This is a genomic window from Paucibacter sp. KCTC 42545 (assembly GCF_001477625.1).
Lineage (GTDB): Bacteria > Pseudomonadota > Gammaproteobacteria > Burkholderiales > Burkholderiaceae_C > Paucibacter_A.
Genome location: NZ_CP013692.1, coordinates 4,554,273 through 4,578,262, shown reverse-complemented (window position 1 = coordinate 4,578,262; position 23,990 = coordinate 4,554,273). Strand labels below are relative to the sequence as shown.

Genomic DNA, 23,990 nt, shown 5'->3' with positions numbered 1-23,990 from the left:
GAGCTGAAGCCCCATGAACAAGAAGTGTTTTCGTATTGTCTTCAATCGCCATCGTCAGCAACTCATGGCGGTGCAAGAGGTGGCCAGCAGCTCGGGCGGAGGCGGCAGCGCTGGCGCGACGGGGCAAACCCGAGGTGCGGGTGCGCAGGGCGGCCCCGCTAGGCCGTGGCAAACAGTTGCGTTCGCAGCCTTGTGCACCATAGGCTTGACCTTATGGGTCTCCCCACAGAGCTGGGCTCAAGGCATCCAATCGGCACCGACCTCCGCGAGCACGGGGGTAAAAGCGCGACCCATTGTTGACGCAGCGGCCAATGGCGTACCGGTGGTGCACATTGTCGCGCCGAGCACAGCGGGCGTTAGCCGCAATCAATTTAGTCACTTCAACGTTGACGCGCAGGGCTTGATTCTGAATAACAGTTCAAGCGCTGTGCAGCCTCAGCTGGGGGGCTGGATTGCGGCCAATCCACAACTGGGCTATGTGCCAGCCCGTGTCATCGTCAATGAGGTACTCGGCACTCAGGCCAGCCAACTCAAAGGCGTCATCGAAGTCGCCGGCCGCCGAGCGGACATCGTCATCAGCAATCCCAACGGGCTGCTTGTCGATGGCTTGGGCTTCACCAACGCAGGCAGAGCCACACTGACGACAGGGCTCCCCACCTACGCTGCACAGGGCGGGCTGCAAGGGTTTGATGTGCAGCAGGGCCAACTGCAGATTGCCAGCGGCGGCCTCAATGCTGCGCAACTTGAACAACTGGATCTTTTTGCGCGCAATTTGCGGGTCGAGGGCGAGGTTTGGGCGCAGGCGCTTCAAGTGGTGAGCGGCGTCAACTCGATCAGCTATGCGCGACCCGGCCAATTGCCGACGGTGGAGTCGCAGGCCAATGCCGGCACTCAGAGCTCGACAAGCGCCCCCAGCTTTGCAATCGATATCAAAGACCTGGGAGGCATGTACGCGCGCCAGATCTATCTGGTCTCGACTGAACGCGGCCTGGGCGTCAATTCCACAGGACGACTCGCCGCGCTGCAAGGGGACTTGCGCCTGAGCAGCAGCGGCCATTTGACCCTCAAAGACGCCTACGCCAGTCAGGCCATGCGACTGGACAGCGCAAGCGACATGCACCTGTCTGGCCTGATTCAGACTGCTCCCACTGTCAATGCGACAGCGCCTGGCGACCTGGCCCTGAGTACCGCTGGCGATTTGACCGTCACTGGGCGTGTGGAGAGTGCGGGCGGCCTGCAAGTGAGCAGTGCCGGCTTGGATCAGCGTGGGACCCTGGTTCAGCATGGGTCGAGCTCAGCGCTGGACCTCCGAGTCAAGGGCTTGGCGCACACCAGCGGGCTCATCGCCAGTGCCGGCGACCTTCAGTTGAACGCTCAAGAGTTGATCGATAACGCAGGTCAATGGCAGGCGCAAGGCCAGCTGAACTTGAGCGCTCAACAACTGAACTTGACGCAAACGCAGCTCACCAGCGGTGCCGCGACACATTTGAATGCCAATGGCGGTGCACTGGTCGCAAGTGATACACGCAGCAACAGCCTAGACCTCCAACTGAGTGCCGGCACTGAACTCAGCAACACGCGGGGACTCTGGTTGGCTCAGCATGATGTCAACGTGCAAGGCGCCAACATCTCGAATCGAGATGGCACCTTCCTTGCCAATGGTCAGCTCTTGATCAGCAGTCCTGGTGTGGTGGACAACACTGGTGGCAAGCTGCTGGGCGCCAGTGCCTTGCAGCTCCAAGCATCAGGCCTGATCAATAACGCCAGCAGTACCAATCCCGCGTTGATCGCCAGCGACCAGACCAGTTCCATCCAAGCGGCGGTATTGGGCAACCGGGGCGGTGTGATATCAGGCAAGAGCGTTCTGGACATCGATGCACGCGGCCAGGTGTTGAACAATGGTTCCGGACTCTTGGTTTCTGACGGCCAACTCTCTCTCAAAGCAGGAGACCTTCAGTCCGACCATGGGCAAATCGTCTCGCGCGGTAAAGAGGGAGGCACGCTCGACATCAGCGCTCGCAGCCTGGTCAACGACCATGCCTGGATCAGCGCCGCCGGTGCGGCCGTCCTCAATTTGGACAACACCTTCAGCAACGCTGCGGGAACTTTAAGTGCGGGTGCCAGTGGCTTGACGCTGAAGACCGCGACCTTGCAAAACGATGCAGGCGTGATTCACAGTGCAGGCGGCTTACAGCTGAGTGCCTCCACGCTGAACAACCTCAATGGGGCGCAGATCGCCGCCGAAGGCTTGGGGCAGATTCAGACGCTTAACTTGAACAACCAAGCCAGTTTGGTGAGTGCAGCTGGCCTGACGCTTCAGGCCAACGTACTGACGAACACAGGCGGCAGCATTTCATCTCAGGGGGACTTGGTGCTCTCGGCCCAGTCAGTGAGCAACCAAGCAGACATCATCGGTAAGGGCGGCGGCAATATCGGCAGCAAGGGCGCCACCATCAGCAGCGCAAAGGCGCTGAGCATCACTGCTTCAAGTCTCACCAACCGTGCGGAGATCGCTTCAGGGCAAGGTCTGAGCATCACCACCGGCTCGCTCGACAACACGCAAGGTCGTCTCAGCGCTCAAGGGGATCTAAGCCTGCACGCGGCGCAGGTCAACAACCAAGCTGGCCGAATCCTCAGCAACGCCTCAATCGAAGTGCGTGCAGATGGCGATTTGAGCAATTCCTTGGATCGTCCCCTGAACAATGCGCAGGGCATTGTGAGCGCTGCGAGTCAACTCGCGATCGTCAGCGCAGGAGGCGTGAACAACGCACAAGGTCAGTTGCTGAGCGGCCAAAGCCTAAATGTGCACGCCAGCGACCTGGACAACAGCGCCGGTCAAGTCGCTTCAGCTAACACCGTCCTTGAACTCAACAAGCGCGCTGGCACGCCCGGTGCCCTGATCAATAAGTCAGGCCAGGTTATCGGCAGTCAGACCTTGACGCTTTCGGCTGCCCAAATCGACAACCGAGCAGGAAAACTGCTCACAGGCGGCGACCTGACTCTAGACACCCGAGGCAAAGAGTTTCTGAACCAGGCGGGTCAGGTGTCCGCTGGCGGCAAGCTCAGCCTTGCGGCGGACGTGCTGGACAACAGCCAAGGGCAACTTCTCGGTGCGCAACAGATCGACCTGCGCGCGACAGATGTCAACAACACCGCAGGCGAGATCTCCAGCAAGTCGGGCCGTGCGACCTTGTCGCTGGCCGGCTTGAACAATGGTCAGAACAATGGCAAGCAGGGCCTGATCAGCAGCCAAGGTGAGTTGCAGCTGAACAGCAGCGGCACTCTGGTGAATGCCGGCACCCTGAGCAGTGATGCCAACACCACGGTCAACGCGCAAACTTTGGATCACAGTGGCCTGCTGCAAAGCGGCGGCACCTTGCGCCTGAACGTGGAACAAGGCTTGAGCAGCACGGCGGGTCGCATCATCAGCGCCGGCGATACCGAACTCAGCGCCGGCAGCTTCAGCCAAAGCCGTGGTGCAGTCATGGCCAGCGGCGCAGCACTCACGACAAGCATTGCAGGCACTCTGAGCAACACCGGCGCTAGCGTCATGCAGTCCGAGGGGCCGCTGGGTGTGGCCGCCCAAACTCTCATCAATGACAGCGGGACCATCGCTAGCAACGCTGAACTGAGGCTCCTCAGCGCGGACCAGCTCAGCAACTTGAGTGGTCGCGTGCAGTCGCGGGGCCAGTCCGAGCTCCAGGTCGGTAGTTTCAACAACAGCGGCGCGATCACCTCGGGTCAAGGCTTGACGCTGGACGTAACGGACCGCAGTGCCAAGAATCAAAACACCGGTGGGCAAATTGTCTCGACCGGTGCGCTTGTGCTGCAAGCCGGGGCGCTCGACAACTCGGGCGGCCAAGTGGGGAGCAGTGCTGGCACGGCTCGCGTGGAATTGAGCCGCTTGATCAATGGCGAGTTGCCCACCTTGAGTGGCTTTGGCGCCGTCACGGGAGTCAACACAGGAGCCAGCGGAGCGAAAAGCGGCACCAAGGGTTTAATCAGCAGCCATGGCGATTTGCAGCTCAGCGTGAGTGGCGAGCTGCTGAACGCAGGCACCTTGAGCAGTGATGCCGCGACCACGGTGAGTGCGCAAACCCTGGAGCACAGCGGTGTGCTGCAGAGCGGCACTCACTTGAGGCTGAACGTAGCGCAAGCCCTCAAAAACTCGGCCGGACGCATCATCAGCGCGGGCGACATCGACCTCGTCGCGGGGCGATTGACCCAAAGCGGTGGAGCTCTGCTGGCCAGTGGAGCGGCGCTCACCACCCACGTTGCCGGAGCACTGAGCAACACGGAGGCAAGCGTCATCCAGTCTCAGGGTCCCCTGAGTGTGACGACTCAAGCCCTCAGCAATGACGGGGGCACCATCGTCAGCAACGCGGCGTTGAACCTGAGCAGTACTGGGCACCTCAGCAATTCGAGCGGCAGCGTCCAGGCACGAGGCCCCGCGCAACTGACGGTTGGCAGCTTCAACAACAGCGGTGCGATCACCTCGGGTCAAAGCTTGACCCTTGAAGCTACGGACAGTGCCGCCAAGAATCAAAGCACTGGCGCTAAAGGCTTGATCAGCAGCCAGGGTGAGTTGCAGATCAGTAGCCACGGTGCTCTGCTCAATGAGGGCACTCTGAACAGCGATGCCAAGGCCGTCATCAAAGCGCAAACCTTGGATCACAGCGGCCTGTTGCAAAGCGGCAGCACCCTGAAGCTGGATGTGGCCCAAGCCTTGAGCAACAGCGCCGGCCGTATTCTCAGTGCGGGTGATAGCGACATCAGTGCAGGCAGCTTTGCGCAAAGCCGCGGCGCCGCTTTGGTCAGCGGTGCGGCGCTCGCCACCAATATCTCCGGAGCCTTGAGCAACACAGGCGCGAGTGCCATCCAGGCCCAGGGGCCGTTGCGAGTGACGGCGCAGACCGTAAGCAATGATGGCGGTGCCATTGCTACTGAGGGCAATTTGTTCCTGAGCAGTGCGGGTCAACTCAGTAACCTGAGCGGCAGTGTGCAAGCACGTGGCCAGGCGGAACTGACGGTTGGCAGCTTCAACAACAGCGGCGCGATCAGCGCGGCACAAAGGTTGACCCTGGAGGCAACTGACACAGCCGCGAGGAATCAAAACATCGGCGGCAAAATCGTCTCGGCCGGCGCACTTCAGTTGCAAGCCGGTGTTCTCGACAATACAGCCGGTCAGATCGGCAGCAGTGGCGGCGCGGCCAGCTTGACGCTCAGCCGCCTGAACAACGGAGTCAGCAGCGGCATCAAGAACGGCAGCGCGGGCCTGATCAGCAGCCATGGTGACTTGAATCTGAGCAGCGGTGAGTTGCTCAATGCAGGCACCCTGAATAGTGATGCCAAGGCCGTGGTCAAGGCCTCCGTTCTTCAAAACAGCGGTGTGTTGCAAAGTGGGGCGGCGCTGAACCTGGACGTCGCGCAAGCCCTGAACAACTCCGGCGGAAGCATCATCAGTGCGGGGAATACGGCGCTGATCGCCGGGCAACTCAGCAACTTGAATGGCCGCTTGCAGGCAGGGGGGCAGGCCGCGATCAAAGTCAGCAGTTTCAACAACAGCGGCACGATCAGTGCGGGTCAAAGCCTGAACCTAGAGGCAACAGACCTCAGTGCGAAGAATCTCAACATCGGCGGCCAAATTGTGTCGACCGGGACGCTCCTGCTGCAAGGCGGAGCGCTCGACAACTCGGGCGGTCAAATCGGCAGCAGTTCTGGAACGGCAAGCCTGACACTGACTGGCTTGAATAACGGTATCAATATCGGCAACAACAGCGGCAGCACTAACAAAGTCACCCAGGGCTTGATCAGCAGTCACGGTGACTTGCAACTGATCAGCACCGGTGAGCTGATCAATGCGGGCACGTTGAGCAGCGACGCGAAGGCCACAGTCAAGGCACAAACCTTGGATCTCAGCGGCGTGGTGCAAAGCGGCAGTGCGCTGAGCCTGAATGTGGCGCAAGCCTTGGACAGTACCGGCGGGCGCATCCTCAGCGTGGGTGACACGGAACTCAGCGCTGGCACCTTGAATCAAAGTCAGGGTGCGGTGCTTGCCAGCGGTGGCGCGCTCAGCGCAAGCGTGGCGCGCTCATTGAGCAACACCGGCTTGAGTGCCATCCAGGCCAAGGGGCCGCTGGCGGTGAGCGCGCAAAGCTTGAGTAACGACGGCTCGATCGCCACCGAAGGCCGCTTGACCCTCAGTAGCACGGGTCAACTCAGCAACTTGGGGGGACGCGTGCAGGCGGGTGGACAGGCGGAGCTCAAGGTCGGCAGCTTCAGCAACAGCGGTTCGATCAGTGCGGCGCAAAACCTGACCCTCCAAGCGACTGAGATCAGCGCGAAGAATCAAAACATCGGTGGCCAAATCGTCTCGACCGGTGCCCTTGTGCTTCAAGCCGGGGCGCTCGACAACTCGGGCGGGCAAATTGGCAGCAGCGCCGGTTCGGCCGACTTGGCGCTGACGGGCTTGAAAAATGGCCTGAACAAGGGCATCCGGGGCCTCATCAGCAGTCATGGCGACTTGCAACTGATCAGCACAGGTGAGCTGCTCAATGCGGGCACCGTGAGCAGTGATGCCAACACCACGGTCAAAGCACAAACCTTGGATCACAGCGGCGTCTTGCAAAGCGGCAGTTCACTGAGCCTGAGCGTGACGAACGCCGTGAACAGCACGGGCGGGCGCATCCTCAGTGTTGGAGACACCGAACTCACAGCGGGCAGTCTTGCCCAGAGCCGGGGTGCGGTCCTGGCCAGCGGTGCTGCGCTCACGGCAAGCGTTGCAGGATCCCTGAGCAACACCGGTGCGAGTGCGATCCAGGCCAAAGGGCCTATGACGGTGAGCGCGCAAACCTTGAGTAACGACAGCGCCATCGTCACCGAAGGGCACTTGTTCCTCAGCAGTGTCGGTCAGCTCAGCAATCTGGCCGGACCTAACCAGACAGGCCGTATCCAGGCGGGAGGCAAGGCCGAGCTCCAAGTCGCAAGCTTCAGCAACAGTGGCGTCATCAACGCAGCTCAAACCCTGAGCCTCGAAGCCAGGGACCTCAGCGCCAAGAATCAAAACATTGGCGGTCAAATCGTCTCGACCGGTGCACTGCTTGTGCAAGCCGGTGCGCTCGATAACTCCGGCGGTCAAATTGGCAGCAGTGGCGGCGCGGCAAGCTTGACGCTGACGGGCTTGAACAACGGCATCAACAACAAGGTCTTGGGCTTGATCAGCAGTCATGGTGATTTGCAACTGATCACTTCCGGTGACGTGCTCAACGCCGGCACCTTGAGCAGCGACGCCAAAGCGACGATCAAAGCGCAACACTTGGATCACAGCGGCCTGTTGCAAAGCGGCGGTGCCTTGAACCTGACTGTGTCGCAAGCCCTGAATAGCGTGGGGGGGCGCATCGTCAGCGGGGGCGATGCCGAAGTCAGCGCAGACCGTCTCACCCAAAGTCATGGCGCCGTTCTGGCCAGCGGTGCAGCGCTCACCACCACCATTGCCGGATCGCTGAGCAATTCCGGCTCGAGCGCCATCCAGGCCCAGGGGCCGTTGAAGCTGAGCACGCAGACCCTGAGTAATGAGGGGGCCACCATCGCCACGGCTGGCAGCCTGACCCTGAACAACGCCGGTCAACTCAGCAATCTGGGCGGCACCGTGCAGGCCGGGGGGCAAGCCGAACTCAAGGTCAGCAGCTTCAACAACAGCGGAGCGATCGGTGCAGGTCTTGGCCTGACCCTAGAAGCAACGGACTTGAGCGCCAAGCACCAGAACATCGGCGGTCAAATTGTTTCTGCGGGCGCTCTGCAGTTGCAAGCGGGGGCGCTCGACAACACGGGCGGCCAAATCGGCAGTAGCGCCAGCAGCGCGCAATTGAACCTGAGTTCACTGAACAACAGCCAGGGCAAGTTGTTGGGTACGACCGGTTTGACCTTGACCGCCAGCGGGGAGGTCACCAACACCCAAGGTCTCATTGCTAGCAATCAGGCGCTCAAACTGCATGCGCGCGACTTCACGAACGCGCAAGGCACTGTGCAGGCGCTAGGCACCGCGATGCTGAGTGTTGACAGCAGTTTGAACAATGACCGCGGCGTGCTGACCGCTGCCGGCACGGCCGAGCTGAGCGCCCAAACCTTGAGCAACCGCCGAGGTGTCATTGCCAGCCAAGCCGACCTGCGCGCCATCGCCACGGACCTGCAGAACCTTGGCGGGCAAATCAGCGCTCTAGGGGCGGTGAAACTCGACACCCAGACCCTGAATAACAGCACCGACACCAGCCAAGCTGTGCTGCAGCCCGGCGACTTCGCCGGCGGTCAAATCATCGGCGGCCCCTTGGAGTTGACCGGCCAGATCAACAATCAAGGCGGCCGTTTGATCAGCCGTGCTGATGTGCGCATCAACAGCGCCGGACAGCGCCTGGTCAATGACGGCGGCATCATTCAGGCGCAGGGCAGTTTGGCAGTTCAGTCCGCAGATTTGAGCAATGTGGGCGGCCGTGTTCTGAGTGCCAAGTCGACACAGATCACCGCGGGGGATGTGGACAATTCCGGTGGAGAAATCAGTGCCTCAGCCGGTTCAGTCAATCTTCGTGCGAAAGCCTTGAATAACGGAGAACTCGTCGGTCAAGCGCGGAGCCAAGGGGGTAGCCAAGGCGGCGTGATCTACGCTCAAAACACCGATTCACCTTCATCGGCCACGCTCACCCTGACGGTCAACTCGCTGCAAAACAAAGGCAGTGTTGCTGCCCTTGGAGGACTGAGTCTCACCGCAGACCACGTCGACAACCAAGGCATGCTGCAAAGTGGCGCCGACGCGGCCCTGCAGGTGAGTGGTGCTTTGAACAATGTGGGCGGCAAACTCGTCGCCGCAAATCAGTTCCGCGTGAGCGCCGGCAGTCTGAGCCAAAGCGCGGGCGCCGTTCTGCAATCTGGCGCAGACACCCATTTAGATATTCGCGATGGGGTCTCCAACAGCGGCAGCAGCATCGGGGCTGGCGGCAATCTGGTGCTCAAGGCAGCCTCGTTCACCCAAGACAGTAGAGCTCAACAGACCGCCAGCTTGGCCAGTGCGGGCCAAGCCACGCTCACGCTGAGCGGCGCTTTGAACAACCAGGTCGGCAGCAGCATTGCCGCAATGGGTGAACTCGGCGTGACTGCTGATCGCATGGACAACGCTGGCAGTATCGCCAGCCATGCGGCGCTGAGCCTGAGCGCTAGCGGACCAATCCAAAACAGTGGCACTGTGGCAGCCGATCAAAGCCTCAGCATCTTGGGCGGCGGCTTGCAAAACACGGGCCTGATCAGCGCGCAGCAAAACCTCAAGCTGGACGTTCAGGACGGTGCCGCACATGCGGCGGGCGCCCTGGTGAACCATGCCGGCCGCATCGTTGCGGGTGGGGAGTTGCAGGCACGTGCGGGCTCGGTGGACAACAGCTTGGGCCAATGGGTCAGCGTGGGCGCGATGCAGATCAGCGCGTCCTCCATGAATAATGTCCAGGGCAAGTTGAGCAGCCAAGGTGCGTTGAGCGTGAATGCCGAGGCCATCGACAACACCCAAGGTCAACTGGGGGCCAATCAATCGCTGTTGTTGAACGCGCAAAGTCTTCAAAACAAGAGCGGCCTGCTCAGCAGCGGTGCAGCGTTGACGCTGAACCTCACGCAAGACCTGAGCAATGACGCCGGCACCATCCACAGCGCGCAAAACGCTGATCTGACGCTGGGCAGTCTTCGTACCAATGTGGGCGGTGTGATTGCCAGCAACGCTGGACTGACCGTGCAAAGCAGCGACACAGCTGCCGGACGCGTCAATAACGCGCAAGGCCTGCTGCAAGCCAAAACATCCTTGACGCTGAGCTCGCAAAGCCTCTTCAACGACCAAGGCCGTATCCTCGGTGGTGAGGCTTTGACGGTCACTGCAGCACAACTCAGCAATGGCACCGGCGTCATGAACACCGCTGGCGATGCGAGCGTCTTGACGCTGAACAGCCAAGATTTGAGCGTCGCGCTGGGTGGCCAACTGGTCAGCGGCGGTGCACTCAAGGTCAACGCTCAGCACAGCCTGATCAACGCGGGTGACATCGCCAGTGCGCAAGAGATGCTCATCAGCAGTCCGACGTTGCTGAATTCGGGTCGAGTGCAGAGTGGAGCAGGCCTCAGCTTCACCGGGCAGGAAATGCAAAACCTGGGCGGCCAGATCCTGGCCCAGGGTCGGCTGAACATCGATGCGCAAAACCTCAGCCAAACGCGTCAAGCCTTGCTGCAGTCAGGAGGCATTGCGACGGTTCATGTGAGCGCAGCTCTCAGCAACCAAGATGGCAGCAAGCTCCAGACGCAAGGCGCGCTGGACCTGTCCGCTGCCAGCGTCGACAACAGCGGCGGCGCCCTGGCCAGCTTGGCTGATCTCAAGATCAAGACGGAGGGCCTTTTCCAGAATGCTGGCGGCACGGTTCAAGCCGTGGAGGCGCTCAGCCTAGAGTCAGGCAGTCTGGACAACCGTAGCGGCAGCATCAGCAGTCGCGCCAATGTTCGCTTGAACACTGGCTCGGGAAGCGTGAACAACCAGGGCGGCAAAGTCGTCGCTGGGGGCTCGTTGAGTGCCCAGGCCGGCGAGTTGGACAACAGCGGCGGCAGCATCGCCAGTGCCGAGCAATTGCAAGTGAGTGCCACAACCCTCACCAATGGTGTGTTGGGCAATGTCGCGGGCAGTTTGCAAAGTCTCAAAGCGGCCACACTCCATGCGACGGCGTTCAAGAATGCGGGCGGACGGGTCATCGCTGACGGAGCGCTGGAGGTGAGCGCACAAAACCTGGACAACACGGGCGGTCAGATTGGCAGTTCTTATGCAGGTTTGAACCTGACCGTGAGCGCAGATTTGAACAATCAGCGCGGTCAGATCGCGAGTGCCCAGGCGGCCCAACTCAATCTGGGCAGCCTCAGCAACAACCAGTCCGGCAGTATCAACAGCTTGGGCGCATTGACGCTGAATGCGACCGGCATGCTCAACACCGCCTCAGGCAAGGTGGGCGCGGTGGGCGACCTGCGGGTCAGCAGCCAAGCCCTGGACAACACCCAGGGGCAAATCGGCAGCAGTCAAGGTCAGGTGCTGATCGACACCCAAGGTCAGAGTTTGCTGAATGACGGCGGGCAGATCCTGGCCGCAAACGTCTTGACGATTCGCAGTGGCACCTTGAGCAATCAACAGCATCTTCCCAGTGCCAAAGCGGGCGTACTGCGCGCCAGCACGATTGATATCGTGAGCACGGATTTCAGCAACGCGGGCGGGCTCACTGCTGCGGTCGGGACGGCTGCCAGTGCAGCCGCTGGCGTGCTCAGCATCCAAGCCCAGCAGGTGAACAACGCGGGCGGCTTGCTGCAGTCCAGCGGCAGCATGAGGCTGATCGCTGAGTCCTTGAACAATACGTTGACCAATACATCAAACAACGGAGGAAGCAGCGCCTCCGGCGGTCTGATCTCTGCAGGCGACATGACGCTCAACGTCAGCCAGTCCTTCAACAACCAAGGCGGCTACGTTGGGGCCGGTGGCGCTTTAGCGGTCAATGTGGGCCAGGTCTTGGACAACAGCCATGAAGGCGCCATCCTGGCCAGTGGAGCCGCCGCGGCGAAGATCAATGCCCATGAGTTGGACAACTCGGCCGGTGGCCGCATTGCCACGCACGGCAACCTGGACTTGACGGTCGCCGGCACGATCAACAACACAGGGGGACAACTTGCGAGTGATGGCACGCTGAGTGTCTCGGCAGATGCTTTGATCAACCGGGCGTCAGGGGCCGTTACCAGCGGCGCCGCAGGCGCCGGCAGAGCGGCCATCTTGAGTGGCAGTGAGGGCCAAGCTGGCACGATCTCCGCCCAGATCGTGAATCTGGGAAGTCAGGACCAGGCGCTGCGAAGTTTTGATAACACCGGCGGCAAGGTCACGGCCAATCTGGACTTGCAGGCGAACGCGCAAAACCTCATCAACGATGCGGGCCTCTTGCAGGCTCAAAACGCCTTGACGCTCAACGCGCCCACGCTCAGCAACGCGGGTGGAACGGTGATTGCCAATCAGGCACTGACCATCAACACCCAAAGCCAGAGCTTGGCCGGAAGCCTGGTCAGCGCCAGTGACCTGACCCTGAACATCAGCGGGGATTACAACAACACCTCCAACGTCAGCGCTTCTCGCAACCTCACGCTCAACGCGACCCACATCACCAATAGCGGCACGCTGCATGCTGCACAAGACCTGACGCTCAGTACCCTCGACGCCACAACAGGGCGTTTGACCAACACCGGAGAAATCAGCGCCGGACGCAACACCGTGCTGACGGCAGGCGAGTTCAACAATTCGGGCGTTGTTGATGCATCCACGGGAGATACACGCATCACGGCCGCGACCTTCAGCAACAAGGGGGCGGTTTATGGCACGGGACTGCTGATTCGCGCATCCCAGAGCTTGACCAACGAAGGCACAGGCGCGCTCATGTCGCGGGGCGACATGCAACTCCATGCGCCCAGCATTCAAAACAATCGCGGCGCCTTGATTTATGCCGACGGAAATTTGACGTTCGGTGACGGCGGCGCGCAGACCCTGAGCAACTCAGCCAGTCGGATCGAAGCGGGTGGCCATATCAACTTCAACAACACGGCGGTGAGCAACCTGAACGTGGGCTTGCAGACCGGGACTCGCACCTACACAGAAGCCGTCAACCTGACCTTCATCAGCAGCAGTGACGGCATGGATCTGTGCGGCCAAACCTGGTGCGACACCTCGACCATGCGGCTGTCCTTGGGTGACAACGGTCAAAACCATCGCATCAGCGGCTGGGTCCTGCCCAGCAAGCAATACCCCTTCATTGATGACATCAACGCGGTGGCCAACGGTTGGCGTTTCATCACAACGGACAGCTGGGGCTACGAGTGCTACCGGGACAATGAATGCACCAAGGTCTACAACTACGACGCGAACAACCCAATCTGGGCGCGCCTCAAAGTTGCGGCCCCGACTGATCTTGTGACTCCCGCCATGCCGTCGGATCGGCAACTGGACGGATGCACCTTGTCCGACAATGATGGCGGCAACGTCAAGGACACCACCGGTGCGTGCGGCACCTACTGGACGGCACTGGAGAACTACCACTCTGCGTTTCAGGCGCGCTACGACCAGTTGGGCTCGGCCATCTATGCGTACAACGAAGATCTGGCTCGACGCAATGACCACAATTGGGTAGAACGCAAAGTCACCCAGCAGACCATCACGGAAACCGTGGTGCAAGACCCGGGCGTGCAGGGGCAAATCCTGGCCGGCGGCAACATCGTGCTCAATGGGGGCAGCCTGCTCAACAGCAGCAGCCGCGTGGTGGCCGGTGGAGCCATCACCGGCAACGTAGAAAGTATCGTCAATCAAGGCGTGCAAGGCTCCAAGACTGTCGCCAGCAGCGGGACGGCTCAAGCGCTTTACACCGACTTCTGGGGTGGCGGTAAGCACTCAGGGATTAAGTCGGCGAGTGATGTCACCGCCTACAGCGATCCGGGTACGACCACGACTTCCAGCGTGATGAGCTACACCTATACGGAACTGGGTGGCGCTGCAGTCAACCAAGTCGTCGGAAAAGGCCTTGCCAAGGCCAATGACTCCCGAGCAGAGCTCGCTGGTGCGGTTCAGTCCCAAGTGCGAACCGAAGCTGTCGATGGGGGCAACACCGAGGTGCGCGGTGTCACGCAGGCCCAGGTCGCGGCGGCGGCAGCCGCCGCAGTCCTTGAAGGGGCCAGTCAACGCGCTGCGACGCATCAGAGCCAAGTGAGTGGCTTGAACGCCAGCGCTCAAGTGGGTGTTGCAGGGGCTGCCGGTCCGGCGTCCTTGCAGCAAGCTCAACTCTCGGCCAGTGGCAGTGCTTCGGGGCAAGGTCCGGGGGCGCCATCGACGGCAAAACTCGACAAGGGCACTCAAGGCCCCGATCTGACTGTTCCTGCCATTCGCCCTGTGGGTCCCAACAGTCCAGATCAACCCGGCTTGGCCGATCAAACCGTGGCCCCCGTGCGCCCAGTGAGGCCTGATCACCCCGAGTTGCCCGATGGCACGGTGAACCCCACACGACCCGGACTCGCAGATCGGCCCGAGCCTTCTGTGCAGCCTGTGCGGCCCGGGTTCCCTGATCACGCTAAAACACCGGTCCAGCCCGTTCGCCCAACGCAGCCGAACACACCGGCAAACATCGCTCAGCCCGAGCAACAGGCCAGCTCCGTCTCGGCGAACCTGGCAGCTCTCAATAGCGATAAGCGAGCGACTGTTGGCGCATCGGATGCTTCTGCGCCCGGTCGTACGACCACGGTGGGCGCAAACAAGCCTCAAGACATTCAACTGCTCCGCCTGCCCGGTACTTTAGAGCGTGCGCGAGACGTCATCTTGACGACGCGGCCCAGCTTGGCGCTGCCGCAGAACGCTGTTTTTAAGATCGACGCTGCTCCTGGCAGCAAAGCCTTGGTAGAGACTGACCCGCGCTTCACCAACTACAAGACCTTTGTCTCCAGCGACTACATGCTGCAGCAACTGACCGCTGACCCCAGCCACAGCATGAAGCGTTTGGGCGACGGTTTTTACGAGCAACGCCAAGTGGCCGACGCCATTCTTGCGCTCACCGGCCAGCGCTTCCTGAGCGGCTACAGCGACACGCAAACCGAGTATCAAGCGCTCATGCAAGCAGGTGTCGCCTTCGCCAAGCGCTACCAGCTCACCCCTGGCGTGAGCCTGTCGCCTGAGTTGATGGCGCAGCTCACCACCGACATCGTCTGGCTGACCACTCAAACCGTCACCTTGGCAGACGGCAGCAGCCAAGAAGTGCTGGTGCCGCAGGTTTACCTGCGTCGACCCCAGTCGGGCGACTTGCAAAGCGGTGGCGCCTTGATCGCGGCCAGCAGCATCACCCTCAAGAGCAGCGGCGACATCGTCAACGACAACGCCGCCCTGCAAAGCAGTGGCACGTTGAACGTGAGCGCCGCCAAAGACTTGCGCAACACCGGTGGCAGCCTCCGAGGGCAAGACCTGCTGCTGTCCGCTGGGCAAGACCTGGTCAACATGGGCGGCAGCCTCATCGCCACGGGCGACGGCCGGCAGGCCAGCAACAACGGCGTTTTGATGGCCAGCGCGGGGCGCGACATCATCTTGCAAACCACCACCCAAACCACAGCCAGCGACTTCGCAGCCGGCGCCATCGGCCACACCAGCATCGACCGCATCGCCACCGTGCAAGGCGGGAACGTCACCCTGCAAGCCGCGCGCGACCTGCTGGCCGCCGGGGCCCAAGTCCAAGCCAGCGCAGACCTGCAAGGCCTGGCCGGAAGAAACTTGAGCGTGAGCGCCGTGCAAACCAGCGACAGCTTGGCACTCAAACTCAGCCCGCAACAAGTCAACGCGGGAGGCCTGAATGGCACGGGCAGCTATGCCCAGTCCGCCGGCACGGCCCAGTTCGGCAGCCAACTCAGCGCAGAAGGCAAAGCCACGCTGATTGCAGGTGCTGCCCTGGATCTCAAAGCCAGCCAAGTGAGTGCCGGAAACACGCTGGGCCTGCAAGGCGCCAGCGTCAACATCGCCGCCGGACTCAACACCCAAAGCTCAGACATGCAAGGGGTGCACAGCAGCGGCTTCTCCCAAGCGGCCATCAGCCAGCAAAGCCTGAGTGGCGGCACACTCACCGCCGGCAAAGACCTCACCGTCATCGCCAAGACAGGCGACATCACCCTGCAAGGCGCAAGCCTGAACAGCAGCTTAGGCGCAGTGCAACTCAGCGCTGCCAACGATCTGTTGGTCAACGCCCTGGCCACGCAAAACAAGACCAGCACGGCGAGCCGCCAAGAGTCCAGCGGTTTGCTGAGCCACAGCACACAAACCTCCGCCAGCAGGTCTGAAGAAACCCTGCAAAACGCCAGCACGATCAGCGGCAACACCGTTCACCTGAACGCAGGGCGAGATCTGAGCCTCAGTGGCTCCCAGGTCATCAGCGATGCCGGCACCCAGCTCATTGCCGGGCGGGATGTGAGTGTCGTTTCCGCCATCAACAACCTCACCACCTCACAAGACCAAAGCACCACCACCAGCGGCCTGCTCAGCTCGGGCGGCATTGGCTTCACCGTGGGCACCCGCAAGCTCAGCCAAGAGAGAGACCACCAGGGCGACAGTGCTGCAGCCAGCACCGTGGCCAGCCTGGGGGGAGATGTGTTGATCCAAACCGGCAAGGGCTACACCCAAACCGGCTCGGCCGTGCAAGCATTGGGCGGCAACGTCGACATCCTGGCGCAAAGCGTAGCCATCACCGAGGCCCAGCAAAAGGCCACTGACGTCAACAAGACCGCCTTCACCCAAAGCGGCTTGACCCTGGCCTTGAGCGTGCCAGGCCTGGACGGAGCCATGAGTGCAGCGAGCGCCGCAAGACAAGCCACACAAGCCGAAGACCCGCGCATGAAGGCCCTCGCGGCAGCCACAGCGGCCCTCAAGGCCATCGAAGCGGCCAAGGATCTGGCCAAGCTCGCCAAAGACATCGAAGAAAAGTCCGACAACAAAGGCATCAGCCTGAGCCTGACCGTGGGCGGCAGCAAAGCCACCAGCCAGCAAACCAATCAAAGCGAGCAAGGGGCTGGCAGCTCGGTCACGGCAGGCGGCCGAGTCAACATCAGCGCCCAAGGCGCCGGGCCAGACAGCAATGTGCTGATCCGCGGCAGCGAGCTCAGCGCGCGGAACGTCCAACTCAGCGCACAAAACCAACTCAGCCTGCAAGCGGCCGCCAACAGCAGCAGCCAGCAATCCGACAACCAAAGCGTCAGCGGAGCTGCTGGTCTGTCCATAGGTCTGGGCGAAGGCAGCAAAGACGGCTTCACCGCCAACGCCAGCATGGCGCGAGGCAATAGCGACGGCAGCGATCAAAGCTATGCCAACACCCACATCAAGGCCCGCGAGCAGGTCAGCCTCCAGTCGGGTGGGGACACCGTCTTGCAAGGCGCCGTGGTGCAAGGCCAGCAAGTCAAGGCCGATGTGGGTGGGGATCTGAAGGTTCAGAGTTTGCAAGACAGCGCCAAGTTCGCCAGCAAGGACCAAAGCCTCTCGGGCAGCGTGACCGTCTCCCCCGGCAGCTTCAGTGGCAGCCTGAGCGCCAGCCAGACCCAGGTCAGCGCAGACTTCTTGAGCGTGGCCGAGCAAAGCGGCATCAAGGCGGGGGACGGCGGCTTCCAAGTCAAGGTCAAAGGCAACACCGACCTCAAGGGCGGCGTCATCTCCAGCAGTCAGGCCGCCATCACGGACAACAAAAACAGCTTGAGCACCGGCAGCCTCACTGCCAGTGACCTCAACAACTACAGCCAGTACAAGGCCGAGTCTGTGAGCCTCACTGTGGGCACCAGCGTTGGCAGCGGCAACAGCGCCGGGGCCTTCAAGACCAGCGGGGATGACAGCAGCACGAGCAAAGCCGGCATCAGCCAAGGCCAGCTGACCATCACCCATGGCGACACCAGCGCCCTGAGCAAACTAGACCGCAGCGTCAGCAGCCAAAGCACGGGCAATGGCCTCCAGCAAGGCTGGGATGGGCAGAAGCTGCAGGAGCAGGCGGGCCTGAATGCGCAGATCGTGCAGCAGTTCGGGAGTGCTGCGAGCAAGGCGGTGGGGGACCGCTTCAAAACCAAGACGGACGAACTCAAAGCCCAAGCCAACAAGGAAGATGACCAAGACAAGAAGCAAGCCTTGCTGGATGAGGCCAAGAAGTGGGATGAAGGCGGCGTCTACCGGGTGGCTGCGCACGCGGTCGTTGGTGGGCTAACTGGCAATGTAGGCGGTGCCGTGGGCGCCGGGCTGAGCGCAGCGTCAGCGCCGGCACTGGAAAAGATGCAAGCTGGCCTGCAAGACAAGCTTGTGGCGGCGGGGATGAGTCCGGAAGCGGCCAAGGGTGTGGCCCAACTGAGCGCGGGCGCTGTGGCAGCGGCGGCAGGTGCAGCGGTGGGGGGCGTGGCCGGTGCGGCGGCGGGTTTCAATCAGGATTTGAACAACCGGCAGTTGCATTCGAAGGAAACCCTTCGAATCAAGGATTTAGCTAAAGGCGATCCACAAAAAGAGGCGCGCCTGACCGCAGTAGCTTGTGCTCTCGTGCAGTGCTACGCCGAGTACCCCGAAGGCAGTTCTACCTACACCGCGCTCAAAGCGTTAGCCGATGCCGGGAGTAGTGATGCCTTCGCTGCCGAACGTCAGCAGCTACAGGCGCAGCAGGGACTGTTCAACTACAGCACACAAGGGGTGTTGAGTGACAAGAACATTGACTCAGCCAAGCAACTGAATAACACCTACCAGCTCACCACTCGCGCAGTAGGCGCTGGACAAGCTGTATTGGGAGGATTGGGAGTAGCTGCAAGCGCTGCAACTGCCCCAGTCAGTTGCGCCACGGGCATTGGCTGCGTCGCCAATGCAGCTGTAGCAACATTCAGTGCAGATGCGGCTTTGACCGGAGCAAAGCAATTGGTGTCGGGTCAGCCGGAAAACACTGCACTGAACGCCACTTTACAAGCTGTGGGCCTAAGCCCAGAGGCAGCTAGTTACGCGGAAGCAGCGCTGGGCATTGGTGCTGCGGCCAAAGCTGGCAGTGTGGTGAGCGCCGCGACTGCGCAGCAAGCAGCTAACAGCGCAGCAGCCAAATTGTCTTACGAGGACATCAGCAAGTTTGGTGCGAAGGGCGTGAACGTTACGCCTGAGGTGATGCAGACACCTCAGGCAAAGGCGTTGATTGCTGAGTATCAGGCGGCGGGGGTAACAGCAGATCGAGCGCTCGACTATGCAACGGATGTGTTGAAAACCGGCAATGCTTTACCTGTTGTTCGGACTGTCTCGGTCAACGAAGAGCTGATCAAGGTGGTGCCGAAAAATGTTGTAGGCAGTGATGGTGTTGGTGCGTTTTCACCCTATTTCATGACACGATCAGAGTACGACGCATTGAGCAAACTCAGCCCTGCCGAAATTAGTCAGCGCCTGGGACTGCCAGCAGAGCAAAGCGTTCGTGGTGCGCAACTGGGGTTTGAGGCGTACGCCATCGCGCCAAAACCGGGCACTGCACCCAAGGTATTTACCAGCACAGTCGCGCCTGTGGAACAAAACGCATACAAAGCAGTTGGTGGAGCACAACAAACCATCGTCCCCAACCGTTCGTTGTGGACTGAGCCAAAGCCGATTGGCACGATTGGAGGTAACAAATGAGCTGGCCTGATATTGTTTTCAGCGAAGAAGACAAAAACCAATTCCAGATGATTGCATTCGCGCTCGAGCGGCGGATAGCAGCCGATAGCAATAAGTTTAAGGACCTGGGAATATTTTCTCAGTACCCACCTTTTGTTGACGCCCTGCGGCTTGCCAAGGAAAAGAAAATCGATAAACCATTTGTGGTTCCAAACATGAACTATTGGTATTTTGAAACCAATCTGCAGGAATGGAGTAACCTTGAGGGATTAGAACTACTGAGCAAGTTTATGCTGGCAATTAAAGGTTTCCCTTATAACAAGATAGACGAAGATGGCGTGGTTGATGGCTCTTGACCAGGCGAACAAGTCGCAGCCCTCACGGGTTACCGCTATGCCCAGTCCGCCAGCACCGCCCAGTTCGGCAGCCAGCTCAGTGCAGAAGGAAACGCCACACTGATCGCAGGCGCCGCCCTGGATCTCAAAGCCAGCCAAGTGAGCGCCGGTAACACGCTGGGCCTGCAAGGCGCCAGCGTCAACATCGCCGCCGGCCTCAACACCCAAAGCTCAGACATGCAAGGGGTGCAAAGCAGCGGCTTCTCCCAAGCGGCCAGCAGCCAACAAAGCTTGAGTGGCGGCACACTCACCGCCGGCAAAGACCTCACCGTCATCGCCAAGACGGGCGACATCACCCTGAGACCGCTGCATAACCCGTTCCGCAAACTCGCGCACCTCAGCGGCAGCCGAGGATTCCATGATGCGGAAAAAATCGCTCGGTTTTAGAGCGTTTTGAAGGGTTTTCGGCCCTTCCTTCGGGCCCTTTGGCCCATCAAGACGGACTACTCCCTGCACACGGCTGCAGCCGCCCGCTTTGCAGCTTCCTCATCGCCTTGAGCAGGTTGACACCCAGCGCCGCCCACGCCATTTGCGCCTGCGTTTTGGCCGCGCCAAAGTACCGTGCTCGGCTCAAGTGGAACTTTCTCTTCATTGTCCCGAAGCCTTGCTCGACCTTGTAGCGCAGCGTGGCGATGGCCCGGTTCATCTGCGTCTGCAAAGGATGCACCGGGTTGCCTCGGCTCCCCTTGAACTGGATCAGGTCGCCGATGACCTTGTTCTTGAGGTACTCCCGGTTGGCTGCGCTCGCGTAGCCCTTGTCGGCCAGCACACCCTCAGGCTGGACGCCTTGCGCTGCGAGCGCCTCCACGATGCCGGGCAACTTGTTGACTTCGGCTTGGTTGGCGGAGTGGACTTCGACGTGCTCGACATAGCCATCCTCTGTGTCCACCGCGCTGTAGCCGCGATAGCCGAAGAAGGCGTCCTTGCCTTTCTTGACCCAGCGGGCTTCGTCGTCTGCACTGTCCACCACATCGGCCTGGCCGTCCTCATCGACTTCGATGTGTTGATTCGGCCGAGCCGCGCTCTCGATGATCGTGGCGTCGATGATGGCGCCCCGGCTGCCGGCCACCTTGAGCCCCTGGCCTTCAAGTTGCACATTGACCCGGCGCAGCAGCACTTGATCGAGCTTGGCCGTCACCAATCGGTTGCGGAAGCGGCAGATGGTGGTGGCATCAGGAAAGCTGTCGTCACCGGGCTCGAAGCCAGTGAACACCATAAAGTCCAGTCGAACCTTGAGCGCATGCTCCAACTGCGTGTCCGACAGACCATGCCACTGGCCCAGCAGCATCAGCTTGAACATCGCCAGCGGCGCATAGGGCTCAGGTCCGCCGCCATTGCTGATCTCCCGTTTGTACAGCCCTTTGAGCTTGTGGCTGATCTCAACCCAATCCAGCAACTCGTGCAACTTCATCGTCGGCGAGTCTTGAACCAGGGGCTTGGCACCCATCAGGAAGAAACTGTCCATGCCCGGTATTGCACCGCATCTTCGTGTTCCGCGCATTAGGGAAGTTATGCAGCGGTCTCTAAGCGCAGTGCAACTCAGCGCCGCCAATGATCTGTTGGTCAACGCCCTGGCCACGCAAAACAAGACCAGCACGGCGAGCCGCCAAGAGTGCAGCGGTTTGCTGAGCCACAGCACACAAACCTCCGCCAGCAGGTCTGAAGAAACCCTGCAAAACGCCAGCACGATCAGCGGCAACACCGTTCACCTGAACGCAGGGCGAGACCTGAGCCTCAGCGGCTCCCAGGTCATCAGCGATGCCGGCACCCAGCTCATTGCCGGGCGGGATGTGAGTGTCGTTTCCGCCATCAACAACCTCACCACCTCACAAGACCAAAGCACCACCACCAGCGGCCTGCTCAGCTCGGGCGGCATTGGTTTTACCGTGGGCAAGAGCGAGACCAACAGGGCGACAGAGCGGCGGCCAGCACCGTGGCCAGCCTGGGTGGAGATGTCTTGATCCAAGCCGGCAAGGGCTACACCCAAACCGGCTCTGCGGTGCAGTCCCTGAGCGGCAACGTCGACATCCTGGCGCAAAGCGAGGCCATCACCGAGGCCCAGCAAAAGGCCAGTGACGTCAACAAGACCGCCTTCAGCCAAAGCGGCTTGACCCTGGCCTTGAGCGGGCCCGGTCTGGACAGTGCGATGACTGCGGCCAGCGCCGCCAAGATGGCAGCACAAGCCGAAGACCCGCGCATGAAGGCGCTTGCGGCAGCCACAGCGGCCCTCAAGGCCGTCGAAGCCGCCAAGGATCTGGCCAAGCTCGCCAAAGACGCTGAAGAAAAGTCCGACAACACAGGCATCAGCCTGAGCCTGACCGTGGGCGTTAGCAAAGCCAACCCCGAGCAGCTGCAGCACCAGCGGCAGCTGCTGTTGCTGATTAAGGCGGGGTTGAAGCACTGATGCGTTGAGGTTGCGGCGGTACAGCCGTCGCGCCCCCGGCCGCGCTCGACACCCCCTTTCGGGGGTGTTGTCGTTTGAATTCAAACGAATATACTGCCTCGCATCGGGTCGTTTCAGCCCCGCAGGAGCAGGACCATGACGCAATCGACGAGCACGACGATGGAGCCGCTGTCGGCACGCATCCCTAGCGACCTCTACCTCTGGCTGGCCCAGCTGAAGGTCGAGGGCGCCAGCACCAACAGCGACAAGCTGCGCGTGCTGCTGGGCCAGCTGAAGCGCCAGCATGACGGAGCCTTCGACTTCGTCGCCGCCTTGGCCTGGTGCCGCGATCTGGCCGCCCGGCCACGCAATGCCCTGGCTTTGTTGGAGGCCGGAACTGGCCGGCACTCCGAGGTGCTGAGCCAGGCCCTGGAACACATCAGCCATGCCATGGCGCTGCTAATCAGCGCCGAGGTCGGCAGCCTCGAGCAGGCAGCCAAGTTGGAAGACAAGCTTGTGCGCCGCAGCTTGGCCCACACCGAATCGCTGATGCGCCAAGCCACCACGCCGAGCGCGGCGGCGTTCGACCCCGATGTGGTGCAGCGTCACTTGAGCGGCACCCTGCAATTGGCGCAAGCCATCCAACGTCTGCAACACAGCAGCCCCAAAGGAGACTGATATGGCCGAGACCCTGAGATCCCGCGTCACCCGCGCAATGGCTAGCGGCGTGCATGCCTTGCTGGACCGCATCGAGGACCGCGCGCCCGAGGCGATGATGGAGCAGGCGCTGCGCGAGCTCGACCAGGTGGTCGACGAGGTGCGCCACGAGTTGGGCACGGTCACCGCCAACCGGCACCTGGCCCAGCAACGCCATGCCGAGCTGAATCGCCAGCACGACACGCTGAAAGCCCAGATCGACACCGCACTGGGCCAGAGCCGCGAGGACCTGGCGCGCGCTGCCGTGGGCCGCCAGCTGGACATCGAGGCCCAGCTGCCCTTGCTGGAAGCAAGCCTGGCCGAGCTGGCCCAGCAGGAAGGCGAGCACCGCGGCTATGTCGACGCCCTGCTGGCCAAGCGGCGAGAGATGGAGGCGGCGCTGAGCCAGTTCCGCCAGAGCCGGGCCAGTAGCGCGGGCACGGCCGCCAGCCCAGGCAGCAGCGCGGCCCAGATCGAGCAGCGCATGGCCGGCGCCACCGGCGCTTTTGACCGCATCTATGAGCGCCAGACCGGGCTCGGTGGCGTCGCCCGCGCCGGTCGGCTGGAGGATGCCAGCAAGCTGCAGACGCTGGAGGAACTGGTGCGGCAGAAGCAGATCGAGGCCCGACTGGCCCAGCTGAAGCTACCCGGCACGGACGGCCAGGCATGAGCTTGTTCACCACCCCGGAGAACCTGCCCTTCGGCATCGCCTTCGCGATGATCGTTGGCATCGCCTTGCTAGAAGGCCTGGGCATGATGATCTCGATGAGCCCCAGCAACTGGCTGGACGACTGGCTGCCCGAAGCTGGCCATGACGGCGCGCTCGACCGGGTGCTGGGCTGGCTGCATCTGGGCCGCGTGCCAGCCCTGGTCGTGCTGCTGCTGTTCCTGACCGGCTATGCCCTGTTCGGCTACAGCCTGCAATTGGTCAGCCGAGGTCTGGTCGGCCACTACCTGCCGGCCTGGATCGCCGGCCTGGCGGCGGTGCCGGCAGGCCTGACCACGACACGCGCCCTGGGCGCCCTGGTGGCCCACATCATCCCGCGCGACGAAAGCACGGCAGTGAGTGCCCAGAGCCTGCTGGGCCGGATCGCGACCGTCTATGCCGGTCACGCCCGCCGGGGCCTGGCCGGGCAAGCGCGGGTGCGCGACGAGCATGGCCGCGTGCACCATCTGCTGGTCGAACCGGACCTGGCCGACGATGTCTTCGAAGAAGGCAGCGAGCTGCTGCTGGTGCGTAAGAACGGCGCCATCTACCGCGCCATCCGCAACCCGCACCCGGGCCTGGTCGAACGCTGAGCCACCCATATGATTCAAGGAGGAAGAG

Annotated in this window: 8 protein-coding genes and 1 pseudogene; 8 read left to right on the top strand and 1 reads right to left on the bottom strand. The window is 61.5% G+C overall.

Translation table 11 applies throughout. The features are described 5' to 3' along the window. The first annotated feature begins 13 nt into the window (after window positions 1-13). The 3 genes and pseudogenes from AT984_RS23095 to AT984_RS19555 form a co-directional block, all read left to right on the top strand. Complete coding sequence (locus tag AT984_RS23095; protein WP_156422124.1) at window positions 14-19,210, top strand: hemagglutinin repeat-containing protein; 19,197 nt, start codon at window positions 14-16, stop codon at window positions 19,208-19,210. Then, the gene (locus tag AT984_RS19560; RefSeq protein ID WP_058721535.1) at window positions 19,207-19,545 is read left to right on the top strand and encodes a hypothetical protein; all 339 of its coding nucleotides are present in this window, start codon (window positions 19,207-19,209) and stop codon (window positions 19,543-19,545) included. The genes AT984_RS23095 and AT984_RS19560 overlap by 4 nt, the downstream gene beginning before the upstream one ends. A 51-nt stretch (window positions 19,546-19,596) precedes the next feature. Further along, window positions 19,597-19,971 (top strand): annotated as a pseudogene (locus tag AT984_RS19555) (hemagglutinin repeat-containing protein); the annotation flags it as partial. Window positions 19,972-20,017: 46 nt separating this feature from the next. Here AT984_RS19555 and AT984_RS19550 read toward each other — a convergent pair. Then, entirely contained in the window at window positions 20,018-21,049 is a 1,032-nt protein-coding gene (locus tag AT984_RS19550; protein ID WP_058721533.1) for an IS5 family transposase, read from the bottom strand. Between the two features lie 67 nt (window positions 21,050-21,116). Here AT984_RS19550 and AT984_RS19545 point away from each other — a divergent pair, with 67 nt between their 5' ends. The 5 genes from AT984_RS19545 (at window position 21,117) to AT984_RS19525 (ending at window position 23,962) form a co-directional block, all read left to right on the top strand. Then, entirely contained in the window at window positions 21,117-21,545 is a 429-nt protein-coding gene (locus AT984_RS19545) for a hemagglutinin repeat-containing protein (protein WP_058721532.1), read from the top strand. Next, the gene (locus tag AT984_RS19540) at window positions 21,542-21,988 is read left to right on the top strand and encodes a hypothetical protein (RefSeq protein ID WP_058721531.1); all 447 of its coding nucleotides are present in this window, start codon (window positions 21,542-21,544) and stop codon (window positions 21,986-21,988) included. Before AT984_RS19545 ends, AT984_RS19540 begins: the two co-directional genes overlap by 4 nt. 135 nt (window positions 21,989-22,123) lie before the next feature. Further along, window positions 22,124-22,645, top strand: coding sequence for a hypothetical protein (locus AT984_RS19535; RefSeq protein WP_058721530.1), 522 nt, complete (start codon window positions 22,124-22,126; stop codon window positions 22,643-22,645). Between the two features lies 1 nt (window position 22,646). Further along, window positions 22,647-23,333 (top strand): PspA/IM30 family protein, encoded by a 687-nt coding sequence (locus tag AT984_RS19530; RefSeq protein WP_058721529.1) that lies wholly within the window; start codon window positions 22,647-22,649, stop codon window positions 23,331-23,333. After that, window positions 23,330-23,962 (top strand): YqiJ family protein, encoded by a 633-nt coding sequence (locus AT984_RS19525; RefSeq protein WP_058721528.1) that lies wholly within the window; start codon window positions 23,330-23,332, stop codon window positions 23,960-23,962. The genes AT984_RS19530 and AT984_RS19525 overlap by 4 nt, the downstream gene beginning before the upstream one ends. Window positions 23,963-23,990: the final 28 nt, after the last annotated feature.

What these genes read in the sequence shown, in the direction of transcription:
- AT984_RS19530 (WP_058721529.1), top strand. Translation starts at nt 22,647, where the DNA reads ATGGCCGAGACCCTGAGATCCCGCGTCACCCGCGCAATGGCTAGCGGC.
- AT984_RS19560 (WP_058721535.1), top strand. Translation starts at nt 19,207, where the DNA reads ATGAGCTGGCCTGATATTGTTTTCAGCGAAGAAGACAAAAACCAATTC.
- AT984_RS19550 (WP_058721533.1), bottom strand. Translation starts at nt 21,049, where the DNA reads ATGGACAGTTTCTTCCTGATGGGTGCCAAGCCCCTGGTTCAAGACTCG.
- AT984_RS19525 (WP_058721528.1), top strand. Translation starts at nt 23,330, where the DNA reads ATGAGCTTGTTCACCACCCCGGAGAACCTGCCCTTCGGCATCGCCTTC.
- AT984_RS19535 (WP_058721530.1), top strand. Translation starts at nt 22,124, where the DNA reads ATGACGCAATCGACGAGCACGACGATGGAGCCGCTGTCGGCACGCATC.
- AT984_RS23095 (WP_156422124.1), top strand. Translation starts at nt 14, where the DNA reads ATGAACAAGAAGTGTTTTCGTATTGTCTTCAATCGCCATCGTCAGCAA.